The organism is Leucobacter musarum subsp. musarum (assembly GCF_001273845.1).
Lineage (GTDB): Bacteria > Actinomycetota > Actinomycetes > Actinomycetales > Microbacteriaceae > Leucobacter > Leucobacter musarum.
Genome location: NZ_JHBW01000087.1, coordinates 580643 through 603238 on the forward strand (window position 1 = coordinate 580643; position 22596 = coordinate 603238).

Sequence of the window (22596 nt, forward strand, 5' to 3'; positions counted from 1 at the left end):
CACCGGGAGATCACTCGCGTCGCACCAGTCGCCATCGCGGCCCGTGACTGCCGTCTTCCGAAGACCGGCGCACGAAGCCGAGAATTTCGAGTTCCGCGAGGAGGGCACGGCATTCTCCCAGCGCAAGACCTGCGGCGAGCGCGACCGCCTCTTCGGTTCGCTGCCCCTGAAGCGGAAGCGCATCGAGGAGACGACGGTGCAGAGCGGGTTGGCGATCCGACGGTTCGTCGCCACTCCCCGACCCCGAAGGTGAGCCGCGCGAAACATCGATGAGCTGCGATGCCGCATCAGTGACGCCGATGCACTCCCTGAGTTCTTCTGCGTTGCTCACGAGCAGCGCACCGTATTCGCGAATCAATCGGTGGCATCCGGCTGAGGTCGCACTGGTCACCGGGCCGGGAACAGCTCCGAGGTTGCGTCCGATCTCCGCCGCATGACCCGCTGTGTTCAATGACCCGGAGCGAATTCCGGCTTCGGTCACGAGTGTCGCGCCGGCGAGCGCGGCAATCGACCGGTTCCGTTGCAGAAAGCGCCAACGCGTCGGAGCCGCGCCGGGAATCATCTCAGAGCAGACCGCGCCCTGCTGCGCGATGCGTTCGAGCAGCGAGGCGTGCGCGCTGGGGTATGCGCGGTCGACTCCCCCGGCGAGCACCGCGACTGTCCGCGCGCCCGCGGCGAGCGCCGTGCGATGAGCGATCGCATCGACACCGTACGCTGCCCCGGAGACGATTGCGACACCGGCCGCGCACGCCGCATCGGTGAGCTCGGCGGTGACATGGGTTCCGTACCCGGTGCAGGCGCGGGCACCCACCACCGCAAGCGACGGCACCACGAGGGCCGCGGTGTCGCCGATCACCCAGAGCAGCTGCGGCGCGTGCGCTCCAAGGTCGTCGAGCTGCGCTGGCCAGCAACCCGATTCCGGAGCGACGAGGCTCACCCCGGCGTCGCGCGCCCGCTCGAGATCGCGGATGCTCTCACCGCGGTCGAGCCTCGGCACCCACCGTTTGACCGCGGCTGCAATCGAACGGCGATCGATCTGCGCTCCGCTCGCGGCGGCTTCTGCGGCAAGCTCGGTGGGCGACGCTCCGCTGATAAGCCGCGCGAGAGCTGGAGCCGCCCCGAGGCTCCCGATCAACGCCCCCGCTACCGCGTCACCGGGCTCGATCACGCGCGCCCACACGGTACGGGCGAACAGTGTGGCGTGCGATTCCGGGCGTGCATCGCCCGGCGGGGCCATCGCATCGAGCATCGAGGCGATCGACGCATCGATTCCCAGGTCAAGCTGCGCCCCCGTCATCCGAGGTCACCCCCGCGCAACACGAGCGCCTGAGCGACTTCGGGGCGCCGAGGCCGATCTTTCCCGGCCAGATCGGCAATCGTCCAGGCGACTCGCAGCGCCCGATCGTATCCCCGAAGCGTGAGCCCACCACGGGCGAGCGCATGGTCGAGCACCGCCGTGTCGGCCCGCGGAAGCCGAAACCGCTCGCTGCGCAGCCAGTTCCCGGGGATCTCGGCATTCACCGTCCACGGAGACCCCCGCCAGCGTTCCGCTGCAGCAGCGCGCGCCGCGATGACGCGCTCGCGCAATCGCGCGCTCGTGGGCCGCACCGTCTCGGTGTCGTCGAGCAGCACTTTCGACACGCGGTGCAGTGTGAGCCGCAGATCGATGCGGTCGCTGAGCGGACCCGAGATGCGCTGCTGATACGCGACCCTGACGCGTGGGCTGCACCGGCAGCTCAACGCGGTTTCCGCCGAGCCGGCATTTCCACAGGGGCAGGGATTCGCTGCGATGACGAGTTGCACTCGCGCGGGCAGCTCGGTGCGAATGCGGGAACGGTGGATCTCGATGCGCCCGGTTTCCAACGGCTGCCTGAGGGCGTCGAGCACCGTGCGGGGGAATTCGGGAGCTTCGTCAAGGAAGAGAACCCCGTGGCAGGCGCGAGTGATTGCGCCCGGGCGCACCTCGATCCCTTGGCCGCCGCCGATGATCGACGCCGCGGAGGCCGTGTGGTGCGGGCTCTCGAACGGTGGGCGGCGCACGAGCCCGGCCAACGCGTTTCCGCCGAGCGAGGCGATGCTGCTGGCTTCGAGCGCCGAGTCATCGTCGAGCTCCGGTAGCAACGACGGCAGTCGAGTGGCGAGCAGCGTCTTCCCCGCTCCCGGGGGGCCGAGCAACGACACATGGTGCTTTCCCGCTGCAGCAATGACCATCGCTTCAACAGCTTCGGGCTGACCGACCACGTCGACCATGTCCGCCTCAGGAACGCGAGCCTGCACCGCATCGCGGCCCAGGCCGGGCTGCACGATGCGACCTCGGTTGCGTTCGCCGCGATACCACGCGACCGCGCTGGAGAGGTCAGGAACCGCGATCACTTCGATGCCGGGAACCAGCGCAGCCTCATCGCCGCAGGCCTCGGGAACCATGACCCGAACGAATCCCAGAGTCCGCGCAGCCGCGACGAGCGACAGGAGGCCGGCTGGCCGACGCAGCTCCCCATCGAGCGCCAGCTCGCCCAGGTGAGCCGTGGTCGCCAACCCCTCAGCGGGCAGGTGTCGCGAGGCGGCGAGCGCGGCGAGCGCGATGGCCAGGTCGAATCCAGAGCCGTGTTTGGGCAGAGATGCCGGGCTCAGATTGATGGTGTGAAATCGATCCGAGAGCGGAAGGCCCACCTGAGCGGTGGCGGTGCGCACCCGCAGTTTCGCTTCGGCGAGCGCCGCATCGGGAAGACCGATGATGGCGATTCCGGGCAACTGCTGCGAGACAGCCGATTCGACCATCACCGCGGTGCCCTGCAGTCCGGTCAGCGCAATGGAGGCCGCCCGGCACACCACGCCGCTCACGCGATTCCCCGCAGGTGTTCGATGCGCGGCTCCGCATTCGCACGCATCGTGATGGCAATCGCGTCGATGCGCAGATCGGCACCACGAAGGGCGTAGCCGCGCACCCAATCGAGCAGGAGTCGTCGAATGCGTGATGCCTTCCGCGCCGTGATCGCCGCAAAGGGGCTGCCGTACCCGGTGCCGCTGCGGGTTTTCACCTCAATCGCGACCACCGTTTCGCCGTCTCGCGCGACGAGGTCGAGTTCACCCGACCGGTTGCGCCAATTGCGTGCGAGGATTCGATACCCGAGCGCTTCCAGGTACGCCGCCGCGAGCGATTCGCCGTGCGCGCCGAGCGCCTGGTTGTGCGGTTGCTGAGCTCCGGGCGCCCGATCGTCTTCCTGGGCTGTGTGCGTTGCTGCCGTGTGCGTCATGATGCACCTCCTGGCGCACCAGCATGCTCGCTGGAGCGACGCCGCACGGAGGGATCAGTCGGATCTGTGGAGAAGACCCCGGTTCACATGCGCTGCCTGCACCGGGGACGAGTCACCGGAGCAGATATGCGATTACTCGTCGAGCGCGAGCTCCTGCGGCAGGGAGAACTCACGCGCCGAAAGCTCTTCGACATTCACGTCTTTGAAGGTCAGCACACGCACCGATTTCACGAACCGGTCGGCACGGTACACATCCCAGACCCACACGTCAGTCATGGCTAGTTCGAAGTAGAAGTCGTTCCCCGCATCTTGCCGCTTGAGGTCGACCTCGTTGGCGAGGTAGAACCGCCGCTCGGTCTCGACGACGTAGCGGAACTGGCTCGCGATATCGCGGTACTCGCGGAACAGCGACAGCTCGGCTTCGCGCTCGTAATCGTCTAGCTCGTCTTCGTTCATCGACCCCATCCTACCGCCGTCTCGGAGGCAGGGCCCTGAACAACCAGCGGGCCGCGACGCGCCCAGGCAGTCGAGATTGACTTATTCGAACATATGTTCGAATATACCTGCATGAACTCCCCCGTGACCGTCCGCTCGCTGCAGCAGCGCATCTCCGAGATGCAGCCGATGCGACTCGACGCGCGCACGATTCCGACTGCGGCCGGATTACGGCCGCTACTGCCCGGTGGGTCGCTGCGCATGGGGGCGAGCTATGCGGTGCACGGGTCTCGGCAGCTCGCACTGGCGCTGCTCGCAGAGGCTTCCGCTTCGGGTGCGTGGTGCGGCATCATCGGCGACACGGCATTCGGCGCCGAGGCGGCAGTTGCCCTGGGAATCGCACTCGATCGGTGCGTCATCATCCCGGAGCCGGGCACCGATGCAATCGGGCTCACCGGAGCCCTGGCCGAAGTGCTGACCGTGGTGCTGCTGGCACCGACCACGCCGCCGAGCGCCAGCGAGTCGGAACGCATCGCTGCACGCCTGAGAGAGCACGACGCCGCATTGGTCGTGACCGGTGACTGGCCACGCCCCGAGTCCACGTTGCGCGTATCCCATTCCCGCTGGGACGGGCTGGGGCACGGGTACGGCATGCTCACGGACCGCGAGCTGACCGTGCAGACGCAGGATCGCCGCGGCACGCGCAGCCACACGCTCAGATTCCAAGATGGCGCCATCGCAGACCCCGGTGTCGCCCCGCTCAGGCACCTGGTCGCATCATGAACGCGGATCGCACCCTCATGTTCTGGGTACCGGATTGGCCCGTGCACGCACTGCTGCGCGATGACGGCGCAGACGATCTCTCCCTCACCGAGCCACTCGCGTTGATCGCCAATCGCATCGTGGTCGCGTGCACGCAGGCGGCACGCAGAGAGGGAGTACGCGTCGGGTTGCGGGAGCGCGAGGCGCAGAGCCACTGCCCGGATCTCGCCGTCTACCCGCATGATCCTGCCACGGACGAACGACGGTTCGCCCCCGTCGCCGCTCAGCTCGAACAGCTGATTCCCGGCATCGAAGTCGTGCGCCCCGGGCTCTGCGCGATACGCGCACGAGGGCCCGCCCGGTACTACGGCGGCGAGGAGCCGGCAGGGCTCGCGGTGTTGGCGCTCGCCGCGCGACTGGGTCTCGGCGAGGCGAGGGTCGGAATCGCCGACGGACGATTCGCTGCCGAACAGGTGGCGCGCGCAGCGGCATCAGACCACGGTGTCGCCGCGCCGGCTGTCGGGCTGCGCATCGTCGCGCCGGGAGCATCGGCGGCATTCGTCTCGCCGCTCCCCGTCGCACGCGCGATGGATGCCGCGCTCGCAGAGACGATGCACGGCCTCGGCATTCGCACGCTCGGCGCACTTGCGGCGCTTCCTGAGGAAGCCGTGCGGCAGCGCTTCGGCCCCAACGGACTCGCTGCCCATCGCCGCGCCACCGCAGCCGGGGTCACCAGGGGCGCCGAAGTGCTCCCGCGAGCCCCGGTGCGTGAACTGGCGGTCGCGCTCGAATTCGACACCCCGATCGACACCGCCGAGCAACTCGCGTTCGCGTGCAGTGCTCTGGCGGAGCGCTTCATCAGCGGGCTGACGGCCGAGCGCCTCGTATGCACCGCCCTGCGCATCGAGCTCACCGACGATGTCGGCGCCCGGCATGAACGGGAATGGACGCATCCGCGCCACTTCACCGCGGTCGACGCGCTCGGTCGCATCCGCTGGCAAGCCGCCTCTACTGCCCGAGAGACCGAACGCAGCGGAGCCGGCGTGGTGCAGGTGCGCATCACCCCGGTGCACACCGATCGCATCGCCGCACACGAGCCGGCCCTGTGGAGCACCGAACCCGATGAGCGTGTGCACCATCATCTGAGCCGCGCGCAAAGCCGCCTCGGGCATACCGGGGTCGGCACGGTCGCGCTCACCGGCGGACGGCTGCTCAGCGATCGACAACGGTTCGTGCCGTGGAGCACGGCGCGAGTCGAGTCGCGACGGGCTCGCGCACTCACATCGGGCCCCTGGCCCGGCGCACTCCTCGGCCCCACCCCCAGTCGCGTGTTTCCGACTCCTCCCACGGCAGAACTCCGCGACACCGATGGGAAAACAGTCGCGGTCGATGCCGATGAGCTCCTCACCGCATCTCCCGCACGGTTGCATGTTGACGGGTCGGTGCACGACGTGGATATCTCGGGGTGGTCGCCGCCCTGGGTGATTCGGGAACGGTGGTGGGATGGCGTCCCCGAACGTTTTCGACTCCAAGTGCAGCTCGTCACCGGAGACGCCTGGCTCCTGCTCTTCGCCCACGGGAGGTGGACTGCCGAGGGCCGCTACGACTGAACCCCAGCGCATCGACCGGTGCGCGCACTCGCAGATCGGAGAATCCCGTGCGTTGGAACAACTCAGAACTCCCCTGGAGCGAATTCGAACGGCGGCTTTCCGGGCGAGCTCCCGAGACTCCCCCCATATCCGAAACGTCGGAAGCATCCGACCGCATCGGCCCGGCCCGTCACCGCGCTGCGACACCCCACCCGCATGACCCCACTGCGCCAGCGCCCGCACCGCACGTCCCGTACGCCGAGCTGCACGTCCATTCCCACTTCAGCTTTCTCGACGGCTCCTCTTCACCTGAAGCGCTCATGAGCGAGGCCGCCCGCCTCGGGTTGGAGGCGATCGCGCTCACCGACCACGATGGCTTCTACGGTGCCGCCGCATTCGCGGAAGCGGCAGAACTCGCCGCTCGGCGCCGCACGACATCGGCCGAGGCCGCAGCCTCAGATTCCGGCGACGCGAACGCACCCTCAGCATCGACTTCGACATCACCGCTCACCGTCTACGGCGCAGAACTCTCGCTCGACCTCGACGCGCCGCAACTCGGCGCAGCGGACCCTCAGGGCACGCATCTCCTCGTGCTTGCGCGAGGCGCAGCCGGATATCACCGGCTCGCCGCAGCGATCACCGAGGCGCAGCTGGGCGGAGGCGAGAAGGGGCGCCCGGTCTACGACCTCGAAGCCCTCGGCGCCGCGGGAGGCGGAGAATGGGCGATCCTGACCGGCTGCCGCAAAGGAGCCGTGCGTCGCGCACTCAGCACCGCTGCGAACCGATCCGACGCCGAGGCGCGCGCTCGCGCGGAACTCGACCGCCTGACCGCCTTGTTCGGGCACGAAAACGTGCACGTGGAGATCTCCCACCACGGCCGCCCCGAAGACGACCTGCGCAACGAGCGCCTTACAGCGCTCGCGACCGAGCACGGACTCCCCACGCTCGTCACGGGCAACGTCCACTACGCGACGGCTGCACACGCGCCGCTCGCCGAATCCATGGCCGCGGTGCGCGCACGCCGCAGCCTCGCAGAGCTCGACTCGCACCTCCCCGCGTCGGGCACCGCACATCTCCGCAGCGGAGCCGCGATGCTGCGAAGGTTCTCGCGCTTCCCAGATGCCGTCGCGCGCACAGTGCCGCTCGCGCGCGAACTCGCGTTCCCCCTGCGCGCCGCGAAACCGAAGCTCCCGAAGCTCGACGTCCCCGAGGGCCAGACCCAGATGTCCTGGCTGCGCGCACTCGTATGGGCAGGCGCCGCGCAACGCTACGGCACCGACATGCCGCACGACCACCGCACACGCATCGAACGCGAGCTCGAAGTCATCGAGCAGAAAGACTTTCCCGGGTACTTCCTCATCGTTCACGACCTCGTGCGCGAGGCGCGCGATCGCGACATTCTCTGCCAGGGCCGTGGCTCGGCCGCGAACTCCGCTGTCTGCTACGTGCTCGGCATCACCTCGGTCGATTCGATCTTCTACAATCTTCCGTTCGAACGCTTCCTCTCGAGTCTGCGTGACGAAGAGCCCGACATCGACGTCGACTTCGATTCCGAACGTCGCGAAGAGATCATCCAGTACGTGTACGAGCGATACGGCAGACGCAACGCCGCCCAGGTGGCGAACGTCATCACCTACCAGCCGAAGGCGGCGATCCGCGATGCGGCGAAAGCCCTCGGATACAGCGCGGGCCAGCAGCGCGCCTGGACGCGCGGGCTCGAGCGCAGTCGCACCATCACCGAAGACCCCGAGAGCCCGATTCCTCTCGCTGTGCAACGCCTCGCGCAGGCTTTCCAAAAAGCTCCGCGCCACCTCGGCATCCACTCCGGCGGCATGGTGCTCACCGAGCGCCCCGTGGGCGAGGTCTGCCCCATCGAGCACGCGCGCATGGAGCATCGCACCGTGCTGCAATGGGACAAAGAGGGCTGCGAGACCATGGGGCTCGTCAAGTTCGACATGCTCGGCCTCGGCATCCTCAGTGCACTGCGCCACACCTTCGATCTCATCGCCGCCTCGACCGGCGAGCAGTGGACGTTCGACACCGTACCGAGAGAAGAGACCGGCGTGTACGACATGCTGTGCCGCGCCGACGCGATCGGGGTCTTCCAAGTCGAGAGCCGCGCACAGCTGAACACGCTGCCGCGTCTGCTGCCCCGCAAGTTCTACGACCTCGTCATCGAGATCGCGCTCATCCGCCCCGGGCCGATCCAAGGCGGGGCGGTGCACCCCTATCTGCGCCGCAAGAACGGACAAGAAGAGGTCACCTACCCCCACCCGAAACTCGTTCCGGTGCTCAAGCGCACGCTCGGGGTGCCGCTCTTCCAGGAGCAGCTCATGCAGATGGCAATGAACGTCGGTGGATGCAGCGGCGAAGACGCCGATCTGCTGCGCCGCTCCATGGGTTCCAAGCGCGGGCTCGAACGCATCGACAGCCTCAAGACGAAACTGTTCGAGGGCATGGCACGCAATGGCATCGTGGGCGATGAAGCGACGCGCATGTACGAGCAGATCGAAGCCTTCGCGGGCTTCGGTTTCGCAGAGAGCCATTCCATCAGCTTCGCGCTGATCGTCTACGTGAGCTCCTGGTGCAAACTGCACTACCCGGGCGCGTTTCTCGCGGGCCTGCTGCGGGCGCAACCCATGGGGTTCTACTCGACACGCTCACTCGTCGAAGACGCCCGCAGGCACGGCGTCGAAGTGCGCCCGCCCGACGTGCAGCACTCGGGGGCGCTCTCGGGTCTCGAACCGCTTCACCCGATCGCGCCGCGCGGGTCGGCCATCAACGATGAGCAGGATCGCCGTGCGCCGACCGGGTCTGACGAGTGCGTGGCAGCGCACCACCCTGCTCCCGGCCCATTCGACCGCGATGCGCCCGATACCAGCGCACTGCATCGCCGCGACGGGGCGTTCGCCGTGCGTCTCGGCCTCACCGAGATCCGCGGCATCGAACTCGAAACGGCTGAGCGCATCGCGCGCGCACGCGCCCGCGCTCCCTTCACCGATCTCGCCGACCTCGCCCGCCGCGCAGACCTCGACCGCACGCGTCTCGAAGCACTCGCCGCCGCCGGAGCGTGCGACGGGCTGGGGCTCGACCGCCGCGAGGCGCTCTGGGCCGCAGCCCCCGCAGCCGACAACCGCGAGCGCTTTCTCCCGGGCATCGCCGTACACGTGCAGCCGCCGCTGCTGCCGGTGCTCAGCACGGCGGAGCAGACCGCACTCGACCTGTGGACCACCGGAGTCGCCACCGGCACCCACCCGCTCGCACTGCTGCGCGACGGCCTCGACGCCCGCGGAGTCACCCGATCCGACCGCACCAAACACGCACCTCCCGGCAGCCTCGTCGAAGTCGCCGGCCTCGTCACGCACCGGCAGCGCCCGGGTACAGCGAGCGGTATTACGTTTTTGACGCTCGAAGACGAATCGGGCACCGTGAACATCGTGACGTGGGCCCAGGTCTGGGCGCGCAACCGGCTAGTCGCGCGTTCCTCCCCCGCACTCATCATCCGCGGGGTGCTCGAGCGCTCGCCCGAGGGCGTGGTGAACGTGATCGCGCAGACGTTCGAGCCGCTCGCCGCACCGGTCGGCGTAGCCTCCCGGGATTTCCGGTGAGTGCGCTCCACCGCCCCGGGTGGGCACCGGTATGCTGGCGACGTGCACACCTCGACGGCTCTGCTCACTGACCACTACGAATTGACTATGGTCGATGCCGCCCTGCAAGCGGGCACCGCGCATCGACGCAGCGTCTTCGAACTGTTCGCAAGGCGGCTCTCGGGCGCGCGGCGCTACGGCGTCGTCGCCGGCACCGGCCGGCTGCTCGAAGCCATCGAACAGTTCAGGTTCACCGATGCCGAACTCGACTTCCTGCGCGAGCAGAACGTCGTCAGCGCGCCGACGCTGGACTGGCTCGCTAATTTCCGCTTCAGCGGCAACATCTGGGGGTACCCCGAGGGCGAAGTGTTCTTCCCGGGGTCTCCGCTCATCACCGTCGAATCCACATTCGCCGAGGGAGTGCTGCTCGAAACTCTCGCGCTCAGCATGCTCAACTCTGACTCGGCCGTCGCAACCGCAGCGTCACGAATGAGCCACGCGGCAGGCGGCAAACCGCTCGCCGAGATGGGCTCCCGACGCACCGGCGAGCGCAGTGCCGTTGCCGCAGCCCGCGCCGCCTACATCGCCGGCTTCACCGCGACATCGAATCTCGAGGCCGGGCGCACCTACGGAATTCCGACGATGGGCACCGCCGCGCACAGCTTCACCCTGCTGCACGAGAGCGAACGCGACGCCTTCCAAGCTCAGGTCGATGCGCTCGGCGTCGGCACGACACTGCTCGTCGACACCTACGACATCGATCAAGGGGTGCGCACCGCAATCGAGGTCGCGGGCACCGAGCTGGGGGCCGTACGCATCGACTCCGGGGATCTGCCGATCGTCGTCGCTCACGTCCGCCGCCTGCTCGACGAGCTCGGCGCGACGCGCACCCGCATCACCGTCACGAACGATCTCGACGAGCACACCGTCGCGGCACTCGCTGCCTCCCCCGTCGACAGTTTCGGCGTCGGCACCTCTGTCGTCGTCGGCTCCGGCACGCCGACCATGGGCATGGTGTACAAGCTCGTCGCGCATGAGGACGCCTCGGGTGAGTGGGTCGCGGTTGCGAAGAAATCGGCCGATAAGGCATCTGTCGGGGGCCGCAAGAGCGTTCGACGCGCGCACAACGCGGCGGGAATCGCAACCGCCGAGCGCATCCTGCTCGGCGACGGGCCGGGAGGTGTCGTGGAAGGCACTGACGCCGATGGCCGCGCCGTGCTCGAACCTCTCGTCATCGCCGGTGAACTGGCCCCGGGACATACCGGCCACGCCGGCATCGTTGCCGCGCGCGAACGGCACCAGGCGCGACTCGCCGAGCTGCCCCCGGTGGCCATGAGCCTCACGCGGGGCGATCCCGCAATTCCGACCGAGTACCGCTAGTCGGCACCGCAGATGAGTGTGGCCTCCGTTCCCCGAAACCGGGAAGCGGAGGCCACACTCATCTGTGCATCGACGCTACTTCTTCATGCGTTCGAAGACTTTCTTGCAGTCGGGGCAGACGGGGAACTTCTCGGGGTCGCGCGAGGGGGTCCACTTCTTGCCGCAGAGGGCACGCACCGCTTTGCCGGTCACCGCTGATTCGAGGATCTTGTCTTTGGGGACATAATGCGAGAACCGCTCGTGATCGCCGTCTTCGATCTGCGCGTCTTCGAGCAGCTTCTCGAGCTCGCGATCGAGCACATCAGTGCCGCCTGCCGGGGATGAGTCGTTACGCGTGAAGATACCCATGCGCTCAGTGTACTCCGCCGAACTGCCCGCGCGAACGGCCCTGAAGCTGGCCGTACTCGCGTTCAGTCGAAGACTTGCGTGACCGCGATGAGCTCAGGGCCGCTGCGGTCGAAGAGCCAGCCGCCGATTACGACACCGAGCACGAGCACGATGATGCCGTAGACGATGCCGAACCCGAGCGCCCATATGTTCGTGAAGAACTCGACGTCGATGATCGCCTGCACCGCGAACCAGACCGGAGGCACTGAGAACGCCAGAGCGAGCACCATCGAGAGCGTTTGCGCGAGGCCCGAGCCTGAGCCCGACCACTGCGGCTGCACGAACGGGCTGTCGCCGGGCCGCGTCGCCGGGTACGGAGAGAGCACCGAGAAGACGCTGGAGATCGCGGCCGCGGCGAACAGCACACCGAGGTTCATACCGACGACCGCCGGCAGCACTCGCCAGTCGCCGAACACCGTGACCGTAATGCTCGAGCCGATGACCGCGGTGGGCACCCCGATCATGAGCACGGGGGCGAGTCTCCCGGCTCGGTCAGCACGGCCGCGTGTGCCGCTGGCCACGTGCTCCCAGATCGCCGTGGAATCCATGGCGACGTCGTTATGCTGCGACCACCCCAGCAGCAGGAGCACCACGGGCAGCGGAATGAGCGCCAGCATCCGCAGGTCGGCGCCTGCGACCGCGAAGGCGACCAGCATCAGCACGGGAGCGAGGGGGATCGCGAAGAGCGCGACCCGATAGCGGGGGTCGCGCGACCAGTAGGTCAGCTGTCGAGCGGCAATCACCTGGGCAGGACGAGCGGCGAAGCGTTCGAACCACCCCAGGCCGCTGCGGGCGACTCCCGGAGCCAGCGGTCGTTCGATTCGCTGCACGGCAAGTGCGACGAGCGGGAACCAGATCGCGAGTAGCACCACGGATGCGGCGGCGCTGACGCCGAGCAGCGTGAGCGCAGCCGACTGATCACCGCTCGCGGCAGCATCTATCGCCGCGAACGGCGCCCCAAACGGAGTCCAGGTCAGTACCCGGCCGGCTTGTTCGGCCGTGGCGATTCCCCCTGCACCGAACAGTGTGGCGCCCGCGAACACCGCCAGCGGCAGCAACGCGACGAGCAGCACAGACCCCGCCGTGCGCAGCGCCCCCGCAAATCGCTCTCCGGCGATGAGGCGAGATATCAGCGAGACGACGCGCACGCTGCACAGGGCGAATACGGCGATGAGAATGAGTGCGGCCGGAGCGACCCAACCGGCAGCGTTCCACTCGGGGCGCAGCACGCCGAGCGCCGTCATCCAGATCACGAGCAGGAAAAACGGCCACGTGAGCACGGTAGAGACCAGCAGCCCATTGGCGATGGCGCCCGACCCTGCAGGGAACTGGGCGAGCTGACGCGGATCGAGCGCCCGGCGATTCTCGAAGAACGGCACCAGGAATACGGCCGCAAGCACGATGGAGCCCACGAGGAGATCAATGCGATCGAGCTCGCTCGACGAGTTCGCGAGCAGACGCGGCAGCACTGCGAGCGCGACCGCTCCCAGTGCCAGGAGCAGGAAGATCGCGAACGTGCGGAACGCAGCCCCGAACCCTCCGCGGAAGCTGCCACCCAGCAGTGCTACTCGGAGTCGGAAGAGCCGGAGAGCCATTCGAGCCCCTTCTTCGCATCGCTGATTCCGGTGAGCTGCACGAAGCGCTCTTCCAAGCTGAGACCGTCGCGCACCGCGTCGACGGTGCCCTGAGCAATGACGCTGCCATCCACGATGATCGACACGTGGTCGCAGACGCGCTGGATGAGATCGAGGCTGTGGCTCGACATGACCACGCTGCCACCGCCGGAAACGTACTTCTCGAGAATCTCGGTCACATTGGCGGCAGAAACCGGGTCGATCGCTTCGAACGGCTCATCGAGCACCAGCACCTCGGGCGCATGAATCATCGAGCAGGCAAGCGCGATCTTCTTCTGCATGCCAGCCGAGTAATCGGAGACCAGTCGACCGAGCGCGCTCTCCAGGCCGAAGGCTTCCGCGAGCTCAGCCGAGCGTTGCGCGACGGCGGCCTCGGGGACGCCGTGCAACACGCCGCTGTAGTAAAGCAGCTGGGCACCCGTGAGTCGGTCGAAGAGCCGCAGGCGGTCGGGCAGCGTTCCGATGAGGCGTTTCGCGGCGGGGCCATCGGTCCAGACATCGACGCCGCCCACCGTGACGCGGCCGGAGGTCGGTCGCAGCAGTCCGCTGATCATCGATAGCGTCGTGGTCTTTCCGGCACCGTTCGGGCCGACGAAGCCCGTGAACGAGCCTGCGTGCACGTCGATCGAGACGTCACCCGCGGCCACCAAGGAGCCGTAAGTCTTCGTCAGCATCTCGGTGCGCAGTACTACCGGGTTCTGCTCGGCAATCCGACCGCGCTCGCGCGCCCGAACGACCGAAGGCACGGGCACCTGAATGCGCCCGGTGCGCGGTGCACGGGGTTCTTCTGCTGCAGCCTGCGTCGTTTCCGTCGGCGCCGCGGGGGCGCTTTCGGGCCGCGTTGCCTGCACATTCACAGCTTCGGTGGGCGCGGAAGCATCGTCGAAGCCCGCATTCGGGGCATCACCGGAGGTTCCGACGCCCGGGTACGGCGCCTGACTCACCGGGTGCATTCCGCCGGAAGCGCGGCTCGGTCGCACGCGCGAGCCCCCCGCTCCGGGGTTGACGGAATCGCCGATTGCCGTCTCTTCGCCGGGCATCGACCCCCCTTGCGGTTCGGGCACGGGCATGGCTGACGGAGTTACGGGCGGCACGGGATCTAATTTAGCAAAACATCTGGCCCGCCCGTGATGGCCTCGCCGAAGCTCGAGAAGCGGCAGAATAGCGGTGTGACTTCTGCACCCCACCATCGCCCCTCGCGCGCCAGCGCGTGGTCGTCGCTGTGGCTCCTCACCCGGCGCGACTTGAAGGTGCGCTATTCCACTTCACTGCTCGGGTACCTGTGGTCGATTCTCGATCCGCTACTCATGAGCCTGATCTACTGGTTCGTATTCACGCAGGTCTTCAATCGCACGGTCGGCGAACAGCCCTACATCGTCTTCCTACTCACGGCGATGCTGCCCTGGGTGTGGGTCAACGGTGCGATCACCGATTCCACGAAGGCATTCCTGCGCGACGTGAAACTCGTGCGCTCGGTTGCACTCCCCCGGTGGATCTGGGTGGGACGCATCGTGTGTTCGAAGGGCATCGAGTTTCTCCTCAGTCTCCCCGTGCTGGCCGCGTTCGCGATCTTTACGGGCGCCCAGGTCACCTGGGAGATTGTGCTCCTGCCGGTCGCGGTGATCCTGCTCGCAGTACTCACCCTCGGCGTCGGCTTGATCATCGCCCCGCTCGTCGTCTTCTTCCGTGACCTCGAGCGCGCCACGAAGCTCGTGCTGCGCGTCCTCTTCTACGCATCACCGATCATTTACGGCGCTTCGGATCTGCCGCACTTCGCGCAGCCGCTCGCCTGGATCAACCCACTCTCGGGCATCTTCGCGATGTTCCGGGCCGGATTTTTCCCCGATCAGATCAACTGGCCGCTCATGGCGGTCTCCACCGTGCTCACGTTCGTGTTTCTGGGCATCGGCATCATCGTCTTCCGCCGCACCATCGGCGGCGTGTTGAAGGAGCTGTGACGTGACCGCATCATCCGCGTCGTCGTCTGCCGCGACGACCGATCAGATCATCTCGGCTACCGGGCTTGGGGTTCGTTTTCGTCGCAACCGAGGCTCGCGACGCAGTTTCAAGGATCTCTTCGCCAGCCGCGCACGACGCGGTCGGCCCGGTGAGTTCTGGGCATTGCGCGACGTGTCGTTCGATGTGCGCCCCGGTGAGGCCATCGGTGTCGTCGGCAGAAACGGTCAGGGGAAGTCGACCCTGCTCAAGCTGGTCGCCGGGGTGCTGTTCCCCGATGAAGGCCAGGTGCAGGTGCACGCAGGGGTCGCGCCACTGATCGAGATCACGGGCGGGTTCGTCGGGGACCTCACCGTGCGAGACAACGTGTGGCTCACGGCGGGCCTACATGGCCTGAAGCGTGCGGAGATCGCCGAACGTTTCGCCTCGATTATCGAATTCGCCGGCGCAGAGGATGTCACCGACACCCCCTTCAAGCACCTCTCAAGCGGCATGAAAGTGCGCGTGGCGTTCTCAGTCATCTCGCAGCTCGACGAGCCCGTGCTGCTCGTCGACGAAGTGCTTGCAGTGGGCGACAAGACCTTTCGCGCGAAGTGCTATCGCCGCATCGAAGAGATACTGGCCGAGGGCAAGACACTCTTCCTCGTGTCGCACAACGAACGCGACCTGCGGCGGTTCTGCACGCGCGGACTCTATCTCGATCGCGGCGCGCTCGTGCTCGACGGCTCAATCGACGCGGTGCTGGATCGCTACAACACCGATCATCCGGCCTAGTCGGGCAGCTCGGCCCTACGCTCGACATCGGCCCGCTCGATCAGCTCACGGATCGCGGCGTGGAATCGCCGCGTCGGCGAACCGGGAGTCGTATCGCCGAAGTACCGCTGAGACCAGGTGCCGAGCCGTTCGCGAGCCGCAGTGTCACCGATCACCCGGTCGAGCACCGCGACGATATCCGGTGTGTGCGCGACGTCGAGCCACTCGCAGACACTCAAGTACCCGCCACTGTCGACTGCGGCGTCAGATGAGAGCGGCCGGGTCACCATCAGCGGCTTTCCCGTTGCCAGCCGATCGTAGACCATCGCCGAAATGTCGCAGATCGCCACATCGGGCAGGCTGAGCTGCCAATTCAGGGCCGGGCTCGTGTCGTAGACGTGCTGAGCCGACGCGTCCTCACGGTTCGCCGTTTCGAGCATCGCGATGATGCGCCGATTCGCCGCGCCGAAGTCGCTGTCGACGACGCCGCTGCGGGGATGCGGCCGATAGACGACGCGGTGCCTCCCGGTTGCGAGAAGTTGCCGCACGAGCGTTTCGCCGTGCGTCGCCACCGATCCGTAGGCTGCAGCCGGCCTGTCTCCCTCCCACGTCGGCGCGTAGAGCACGACGGTGCGGTCGTCTGCGGCGAACGGCGGCTCACCCGAGAGGTGATCGGCCTGTGGCCTGCCGATCGCAAACGTGCGCGTGGCGACGTCGTACCCCCACAGCGCCGCCGACAGTCGCTCCCGTGCCGCATCTCCGGCAACGAACGCGAAGTCGTACGACTTGTGCTGGTTGCTCGTCATGTACATTTTGTCGCTTTCGCCGTGATTGACGAACACGTGCCAGCGACGCCCGTAGCGCATCATCTGGAAGTTACGGGTGTTCTGATTCACGTACAGCACCACATCGAGGCGCTGCTCGACGACGATGTTTTCGAGATGAGTGACTTTCGGCACGAACTCGACGTCGAGCCCGCTCTCTTGCATCAGCTGACGGGCACCCGCCGCATTGCGCGCGAGCACCAGCACCGGCCATTCTTCAGACAGGCGGCGGAGCGGCGCATACCACTGGCGCATCTGGTAGATATTGACGTCGCTATCGGCGAAGTAGACCCCCACACGATAGTGCTGCGTGGGGAGGTCGCCCCGTTCGGTGATGAGCTGACGCACCTGAAAGTACGACTGACGACCCTTCAGCACTCGTTTGCCGAGCCGGAGCGCGCGTTTCGCATCTTTCGCCAATTGCATCCAAACAGCTTACTGGGCGGGCCTGCGGAGCTTCTGGCCACGTGCGCCACACGGCATGGAGGATCACCCGGCAGCCAGTATGGGAGGATCATCGAGTGACCTCACCGATTCCTCGGCTTCCTGCGCTCGATGCGCTTCCCGCGGTGACGTATGTCATGCCGGTGCTCAACGAAGAGGGGTTTCTGGAGCAGGCCGTTCGCACCATCTTGGCTCAGGATTACGCCGGCGAAAAAGAGATTGTGCTCGCCCTCGGCCCGTCTCGTGACGGAAGCAACGCGATTGCCGCGCGACTCGCAGATGAGGATCCGCGAGTCGTGCTCGTCGATAACCCCGAACGCGATATCCCGGCCGGCCTCAATCACGCCATTGCCGCGGGCACGCACGAGGTCATCGTTCGAGTCGACGCCCACTCCGAGTTGACCCCCGATTACACGCGCCGTGGCGTCGCCGCACTCCGGCAGATCGACGCCGCAAACGTTGGCGGCGTCATGCGCGCTGCCGGAGCCGGTGCCGTGCAGCGCGCCATCGCGCGCGGGTACAACAGCCCCTTCGGTCTCGGCGGCGGCGCCTATCACGGAGACGGCACCCCCGGCCCGGCCGAGTCGGCCTATCTGGGAATCTTCCGTCGTACCGCCCTCGAGGCCGTGGGCGGGTACGACCCCGCGATCCTGCGCGGCGAAGACTGGGAGCTCAACCTCAGACTGCGCCGAACCGGCTACACGGTCTGGTTCGAGCCCGCATTGGGCGTCACGTACTGGCCGCGCGCGAGCCTCGGCGATCTCGCACGCCAGTTCTTCGCCACGGGCACCTGGCGCGCAGTACTCGTACGGCGCTACGGCCGCGCGAACCCCTGGCGGTTCTTCATGCCGGGAGTTCTGGTGCTCGGTCTCGCCCTGAGTCTCGTGACGCTCGCGCTGCTGCTGAGCGGACTCGTCTCGTGGGCGTCACTGGCACCGGCACTCCTGCTGCCGGCCGTGCTCTACCTCGGGGCGATCCTGTTCGCAACCTGGCGCATCCCGGATCAGCGCGGCCTCCGCGACCGCGCGCTCACCGCCGTGACACTCATCACGATGCATCTGAGCTGGGGAACCGGGTTTCTCCGCGGTATCGCCTTCGGCGGTGGACGCGTGGTCGATCGCTCGCGGGTCTAACAGACGCCTCGATCGACGAGTTCGTCGACGACCCTGCTGGCCGCACCACCGTCGTCATGCGGGGTGAACCTGTGTCGCCATGCCGCGTACGCGTCGGAGTACGGCACCCCCGCTCGGGCCGTGTCGATCAACTGTTCCGGAGTCGTGAGCAGTGGGCCGGGGGCTGACGCCTCGAAGTCGAACGTAAACCCGCGCTCACGATCGCGATAGTCGGCAAGATCAGGCACGTAGAACGCCATCGGCACCGCAGCTGCAGCGGCATCGAACATCGTCGACGAATAGTCGGTGACGAACAGATCAGCGGCCAGGATCACGTCATTGACATCGGGGTGTGTCGAGGCATCGATGATTCGCGGGTCGTGCGCCTCCATCGCTCCCCCGATCAGCCCCTGCACTCGCACGTGCCCGCGAGTCACGATCACCCAGGGATCGTCTGGTTCGTCGAGCGCAGATATCAGCGCAGCGATATCGAGCACTCGTGGATCTGCCGCCTGCCCGCGACGGCTCTCGCGCCATGTCGGCGCGTAGACGAGCACGCGGGGGCCATCGGCGATTCCGAGAGCACGCCTCGCTCCGTCTTGCAGAATGCGTATGCGCTCCGGGCCGCGATCAGACTGCACCACCGCGCGCGCCAAGCGATCGTCGCGCGGGTACCCGGTTTCGAGCATCGGGCCCTGATACGCGTAGCTCTCACGGAACTGCGACGTCGAGTGCGGGTTCTGGGAAAGCAGGAGGCTCCATCGACGACTCTCACGCCGCGTCGCGATGCGTGTCTGCAGCCCCGTGTTCGGCCGGGTGAGGGCCAGGTGCTTGAGCATGGTGCCGTGCCACGTCTGCAGCACGAACTGATCCCGACCGCGCCGAAACCCGTATCGGAGCCAATCGTTGACCACCAGCAGTCGTGCCCGCGCACGCGCGGCGAACCAGTCTGCACCACCGACGAGCACCGGAATCGCGCCTTCGGGCACCGCGATGGTTTCGTCGACCACGCTCCAATACCGGGTCTGTTCAGGAAAGCGCTGAGCCAGTTCGCGGTCGATCGCGAGTGGATTGCAGCTCACCTGGCACCCTTCGAAACTCTCGAAGAAGACACCGGATTCGACCCGCTCGGCCGCCGGCAGCGCGAGTCTCCGAATCTCGGCGAGTACTTTCGCAGCCGCGCCGCCCTGAGGCGCGTCGTGGAAACGACGTGCGAGGTCGCGAGCGTCGACTTCGGCCTGCCGCCTGCCCGGGCCGGCATCCATGACCGTGCTCAGGCGCCGAATCGTCGCCTCCCACGTGAGCTGCACGTGACCCGATGCCGTGATCTCGAGGGGCTCGTACAGCCCTCGCGTCGCCGAATAGTGCACTACATCGGGCGCGAACCACACGATCGGGCGCTCCAGCAGCGCGAAATCGATCGCGATCGACGAGTAATCGGTGATCACGACATCGAATGCTCCGAGCAGCGGGGTGATGTCTGGGGCGATCGTTGCCGGGAGCGCGAGCACGCGTGCGTTTACCGCGTCAACACCGGCCGAGCCGAACGCCGCATCGTACGCGCCACTCCCCATGGGGTGCGATCGGATGACCAATCGTGCGCCGTGCGCTGACAGCCACGTCGTGATCGCAGCAGCTTCTTCGGGCGTCGGCACGGCGGGGTCTGGCGCCCCGTCACGCCAGGTGGGCGCGTAGAAGATCAGGGCCTCGGCCGCTGTCGATGCGTCTGCATCGAGCCCGAGCAGTCGGCGCACCTCCGCGCGGGCACTCGCGGCAAGCACGGGATCCGACGCTTGCGCGACGAGAACATCATCGCGCGCGTCCCCGAGGGCGCGCACGCGTCCGGGGGCCACACGGTTCGCCTGCCGCAACCGCCGCGCACTCGTCACCGATGCCGCAACGTACAGCTGCACGCGTTCGGCACCGAGGCGATACACGCGACGCAGGATCGCCCGTGCGAATCCCGGCCCATCTGTCGAGCGCGCGAGGTGGTGATGCAAGCGTTTCAGCGGCACACCGTGCCCGAGGTGAGTGATCGAGGCTCCGGCGATCCCGAATCGATTGACATCGCGGTAGCCGTGAGTGATCACGATTTGCCGCGCCGTGAGCGTGGCGGTGAACCCCGCCCAACTGTCACGGGGAACCGGGGTGAAGCCCTCGGCGGTCGCTCGCGCCGCTTCGGCCTCGTCTGCGATGGCCCAAAAAATGCGGGCATTCGGATCGGTGTCACGCAGTTCGCGCGCGACGGCGAGTGCGCCCTCACCGACCCCGATCCAGCTGCCGAACATCCACTGATCCGGGCGTCGCGGCACGAACCAGGAGACGAGGAGTGAGATCGCGAAGGCCGCCATTGCGAGCAGTCGAGAGATAGCACCGCTCGATGCGGGGGTTCCTGCGGTACTCATTCCCACAACTGTAGGGCATGCCGTTGCCGTAGAGATTGGTACCGGCCCACACGCGCGCGAACGCCGCGAACCACATCGAGAGGATGTCGTTCGCGGCGTTCAGAGGGAACCGTGGGAGCGTCGAAATCAGTATTCGAGCGTGCCGAGCGTTGCCTCGGTCTCGCCGGGTTCACCGCCCCGCGTGTACTCGATCTTGACGGTGCTGCCCCCGGCGTGCTCGCGGATCAGTGCGGATACCGAGGTCCCATCGACGGCAGAGACACCGTCGACCGCGGTGATGACGTCGCCCGACTTCAGCCCGGCCTTGTCGGCCGCGCCGCCGCTCGACACGTCGACGAGCAGGCCGCCCGCGTGATTCGCATCTGCGTCCGTGTCTTGCGAGGAGTCCGCGACCGAAGCGCCGAGCAATCCGTGCGACGGCTGCTCGCCGGCGATGATCGCGTCGGCAACCCGGGTCGCGAGATTCGCCGGGATCGCGAAACCCAGCCCGACGCTGCCGGCAGTGTCGCCGGTGGTCGACGTCGAGGCGATCGCCACGTTGATGCCGATGAGCTCGCCGTTACCGTTCAACAGCGCGCCGCCCGAGTTTCCGGGGTTGATCGATGCATCGGTCTGAATGACGGGCAGGGTCACGCTTCCCGATGACGACGACTGCTGCTGTTGACCGCTGTCACCGTTCTGTTCATCGGGAAGACCGAAGCGGAAGTCCCACGGGAAGCCGTTTCCGCTGTCGCCATTGCCTTCGCTGCCGGTATCACCGCTGCCGTCATCTTGCTGGCCCTGGTCGTCGCCGATCAGCGGGCTGCCCACTGAAATGCCGCGATTCAGAGCGCTCACGACGCCGCTGGTCACGGTGTTCGCGAGGTTGAGTGGGGCGCCGATGGCGACCGTGAGGTCTCCGACATCGATCTTGTCGGAATCCGCCACGGTAATCGCGGGGAGATCAGTCGCATCGACCTTCACGACCGCGAGATCAGCGTAGGGATCGACGCCCACGACGCTGCCGTCGAAGATGCGCCCATCACTGAGCTTCACCCGAATCTTCGCATCACTCATCGCAGCTCCGTCGAGCGTGACGACGTGGGCGTTCGTGATGATGTATCCGTCTTTCTGATAAATGACACCCGAGCCCGAGCCGCTCGCGCTGGCACCGGACACTTCGAGGGTCACGACGCTCGGGGTCGCGACTGCCGCAACCCCCGAGATCGCTGTGGCATTCTCGGCGTTGTTCAGCGTGATCGCACTGTTGCCGCTCGCGGTGGCAGTGCTGCTGTGGTTCGCGTTCGCCGACACGACGGCAGCGACTCCGCCGCCGACGACCCCGCCGAGCAGCGCTCCGATTGCGAGCCCGGCGAGGAGCGCCCCGGTGCGATTCTTGCCGCCGCTGTTTCCGCCCGCGGGTGCTGCCGCTGGGTACACGGGAACGCCGGCTCCACCTCCGGCCTGCGGGTGCTGGTGCTCATGCACCGGCGTGCCAACGGCGACTCCAGCCGGGGCCTGCGGCGTCTCGGCACCTGCGTGCTGGTGCGCCGGCTGCGGCACCGCGCCGGCGGGAGCGGGGAATGCCCCCTGTGGCGCGAGCGGCTGTTGCGCAACGTGTGCTTGCTGGACCGCAGGCTGCACTTGCGTCTCGGGCTGGAATGGCGGGGCCGGGGGGTTCGTCGCTGCGGGCGGCTGCGGGGCGTACGCGGGCTGCGCGGTCTCGGGGAGCCGCGAGGTCTCCGTTGCATCGGCCGCGGAACTCTCCACAGGCGTCTCGGGCAGCGGCGACGTCGCCTGGGTGGGGACGACCGGTGCCGCATGGGCTTCTGCGGGGGCGTCACCTGCGACGCGGCCCTCGGGGGTGATCGGGCGACCGTATGGGTCGTTCTCGGGTGTGGTGCTCATGGGGGCTCCCTTCTCTTACGTACAGCATGGACAGCGAATCTATGAATTACGTTTGGGAGACCTGCAGAGCGACTGCATCTTCCGCACAGTGGTCCGATCCGGCACCCGGGAGCCCGATGCGCCGTGCAGATGCGGGTTCGGCTGACCGCAAGGATCGAGTCCGCACCTGCACGGCGCCGTCGAGAAC

Annotated in this window: 17 protein-coding genes; 7 read left to right on the forward strand and 10 right to left on the reverse strand. The window is 67.3% G+C overall.

What is annotated here, in order from left to right:
- Positions 1-10 precede the first annotated feature (10 nt).
- The 4 genes from dprA to CH42_RS11695 all read right to left on the reverse strand — a co-directional run bounded on the left by dprA (position 11) and on the right by CH42_RS11695 (position 3710).
- Positions 11-1297, reverse strand: coding sequence for a DNA-processing protein DprA (gene dprA / locus CH42_RS11680; protein ID WP_053353307.1), 1287 nt, complete (start codon positions 1295-1297; stop codon positions 11-13).
- Complete coding sequence (locus tag CH42_RS11685) at positions 1294-2841, reverse strand: YifB family Mg chelatase-like AAA ATPase (protein ID WP_075205355.1); 1548 nt, start codon at positions 2839-2841, stop codon at positions 1294-1296. The genes dprA and CH42_RS11685 overlap by 4 nt, the downstream gene beginning before the upstream one ends.
- Complete coding sequence (locus CH42_RS11690) at positions 2838-3254, reverse strand: YraN family protein (protein ID WP_075205356.1); 417 nt, start codon at positions 3252-3254, stop codon at positions 2838-2840. The genes CH42_RS11685 and CH42_RS11690 overlap by 4 nt, the downstream gene beginning before the upstream one ends.
- A 132-nt stretch (positions 3255-3386) precedes the next feature.
- Entirely contained in the window at positions 3387-3710 is a 324-nt protein-coding gene (locus CH42_RS11695) for a DUF2469 domain-containing protein (protein ID WP_053353613.1), read from the reverse strand.
- Positions 3711-3821: 111 nt separating this feature from the next.
- On the opposite strand from CH42_RS11695, the gene CH42_RS11700 reads away from it, so the two are divergent.
- From CH42_RS11700 to CH42_RS11715, 4 genes are read left to right on the forward strand one after another with little or no spacing between them, the layout of a single operon-like run.
- The gene (locus CH42_RS11700; RefSeq protein WP_053353614.1) at positions 3822-4472 is read left to right on the forward strand and encodes a hypothetical protein; all 651 of its coding nucleotides are present in this window, start codon (positions 3822-3824) and stop codon (positions 4470-4472) included.
- Positions 4469-6061, forward strand: a complete 1593-nt coding sequence (locus CH42_RS11705) for a DNA polymerase Y family protein (protein ID WP_053353308.1) — start codon at positions 4469-4471, stop codon at positions 6059-6061. The genes CH42_RS11700 and CH42_RS11705 overlap by 4 nt, the downstream gene beginning before the upstream one ends.
- A gap of 47 nt (positions 6062-6108) precedes the next feature.
- Complete coding sequence (locus CH42_RS11710) at positions 6109-9648, forward strand: error-prone DNA polymerase (protein ID WP_053353309.1); 3540 nt, start codon at positions 6109-6111, stop codon at positions 9646-9648.
- A 42-nt stretch (positions 9649-9690) separates the two neighbouring features.
- Entirely contained in the window at positions 9691-11007 is a 1317-nt protein-coding gene (locus CH42_RS11715) for a nicotinate phosphoribosyltransferase (protein ID WP_075205379.1), read from the forward strand.
- 75 nt (positions 11008-11082) lie between these two features.
- Here CH42_RS11715 and CH42_RS11720 read toward each other — a convergent pair whose 3' ends face one another.
- From CH42_RS11720 to CH42_RS11730, 3 genes are all read right to left on the reverse strand, one after another.
- Complete coding sequence (locus CH42_RS11720; protein ID WP_053353311.1) at positions 11083-11355, reverse strand: DUF3039 domain-containing protein; 273 nt, start codon at positions 11353-11355, stop codon at positions 11083-11085.
- A gap of 62 nt (positions 11356-11417) precedes the next feature.
- Positions 11418-12989: a hypothetical protein gene (locus CH42_RS11725; RefSeq protein ID WP_053353312.1), complete on the reverse strand. Its 1572-nt coding sequence runs from the start codon at positions 12987-12989 to the stop codon at positions 11418-11420.
- Positions 12959-14068, reverse strand: coding sequence for an ABC transporter ATP-binding protein (locus CH42_RS11730; RefSeq protein ID WP_053353313.1), 1110 nt, complete (start codon positions 14066-14068; stop codon positions 12959-12961). The genes CH42_RS11725 and CH42_RS11730 overlap by 31 nt, the downstream gene beginning before the upstream one ends.
- Before the next feature lie 90 nt (positions 14069-14158).
- Here CH42_RS11730 and CH42_RS11735 point away from each other — a divergent pair, with 90 nt between their 5' ends.
- Entirely contained in the window at positions 14159-14986 is an 828-nt protein-coding gene (locus tag CH42_RS11735; RefSeq protein ID WP_053353314.1) for an ABC transporter permease, read from the forward strand.
- Between the two features lies 1 nt (position 14987).
- Complete coding sequence (locus tag CH42_RS11740; protein ID WP_193392086.1) at positions 14988-15758, forward strand: ABC transporter ATP-binding protein; 771 nt, start codon at positions 14988-14990, stop codon at positions 15756-15758.
- Here CH42_RS11740 and CH42_RS11745 read toward each other — a convergent pair.
- Complete coding sequence (locus CH42_RS11745) at positions 15755-16987, reverse strand: CDP-glycerol glycerophosphotransferase family protein (RefSeq protein WP_053353315.1); 1233 nt, start codon at positions 16985-16987, stop codon at positions 15755-15757. The two genes, CH42_RS11740 and CH42_RS11745, sit on opposite strands and share 4 nt — an antisense overlap.
- A 95-nt stretch (positions 16988-17082) precedes the next feature.
- Between CH42_RS11745 and CH42_RS11750 the strand changes: the two genes are divergently transcribed.
- Entirely contained in the window at positions 17083-18138 is a 1056-nt protein-coding gene (locus CH42_RS11750; RefSeq protein ID WP_275575616.1) for a glycosyltransferase family 2 protein, read from the forward strand.
- Here the strand turns inward: CH42_RS11750 and CH42_RS11755 are convergent.
- Together CH42_RS11755 and CH42_RS11760 are read right to left on the reverse strand one after the other, a co-directional pair.
- Positions 18135-20522: a CDP-glycerol glycerophosphotransferase family protein gene (locus CH42_RS11755; RefSeq protein ID WP_053353316.1), complete on the reverse strand. Its 2388-nt coding sequence runs from the start codon at positions 20520-20522 to the stop codon at positions 18135-18137. The two genes, CH42_RS11750 and CH42_RS11755, sit on opposite strands and share 4 nt — an antisense overlap.
- A gap of 126 nt (positions 20523-20648) precedes the next feature.
- A complete protein-coding gene (locus CH42_RS11760) occupies positions 20649-22409 on the reverse strand; it encodes a S1C family serine protease (RefSeq protein WP_075205357.1) in 1761 nt (586 codons plus the stop codon).
- Between the last annotated feature and the right edge of the window lie 187 nt (positions 22410-22596).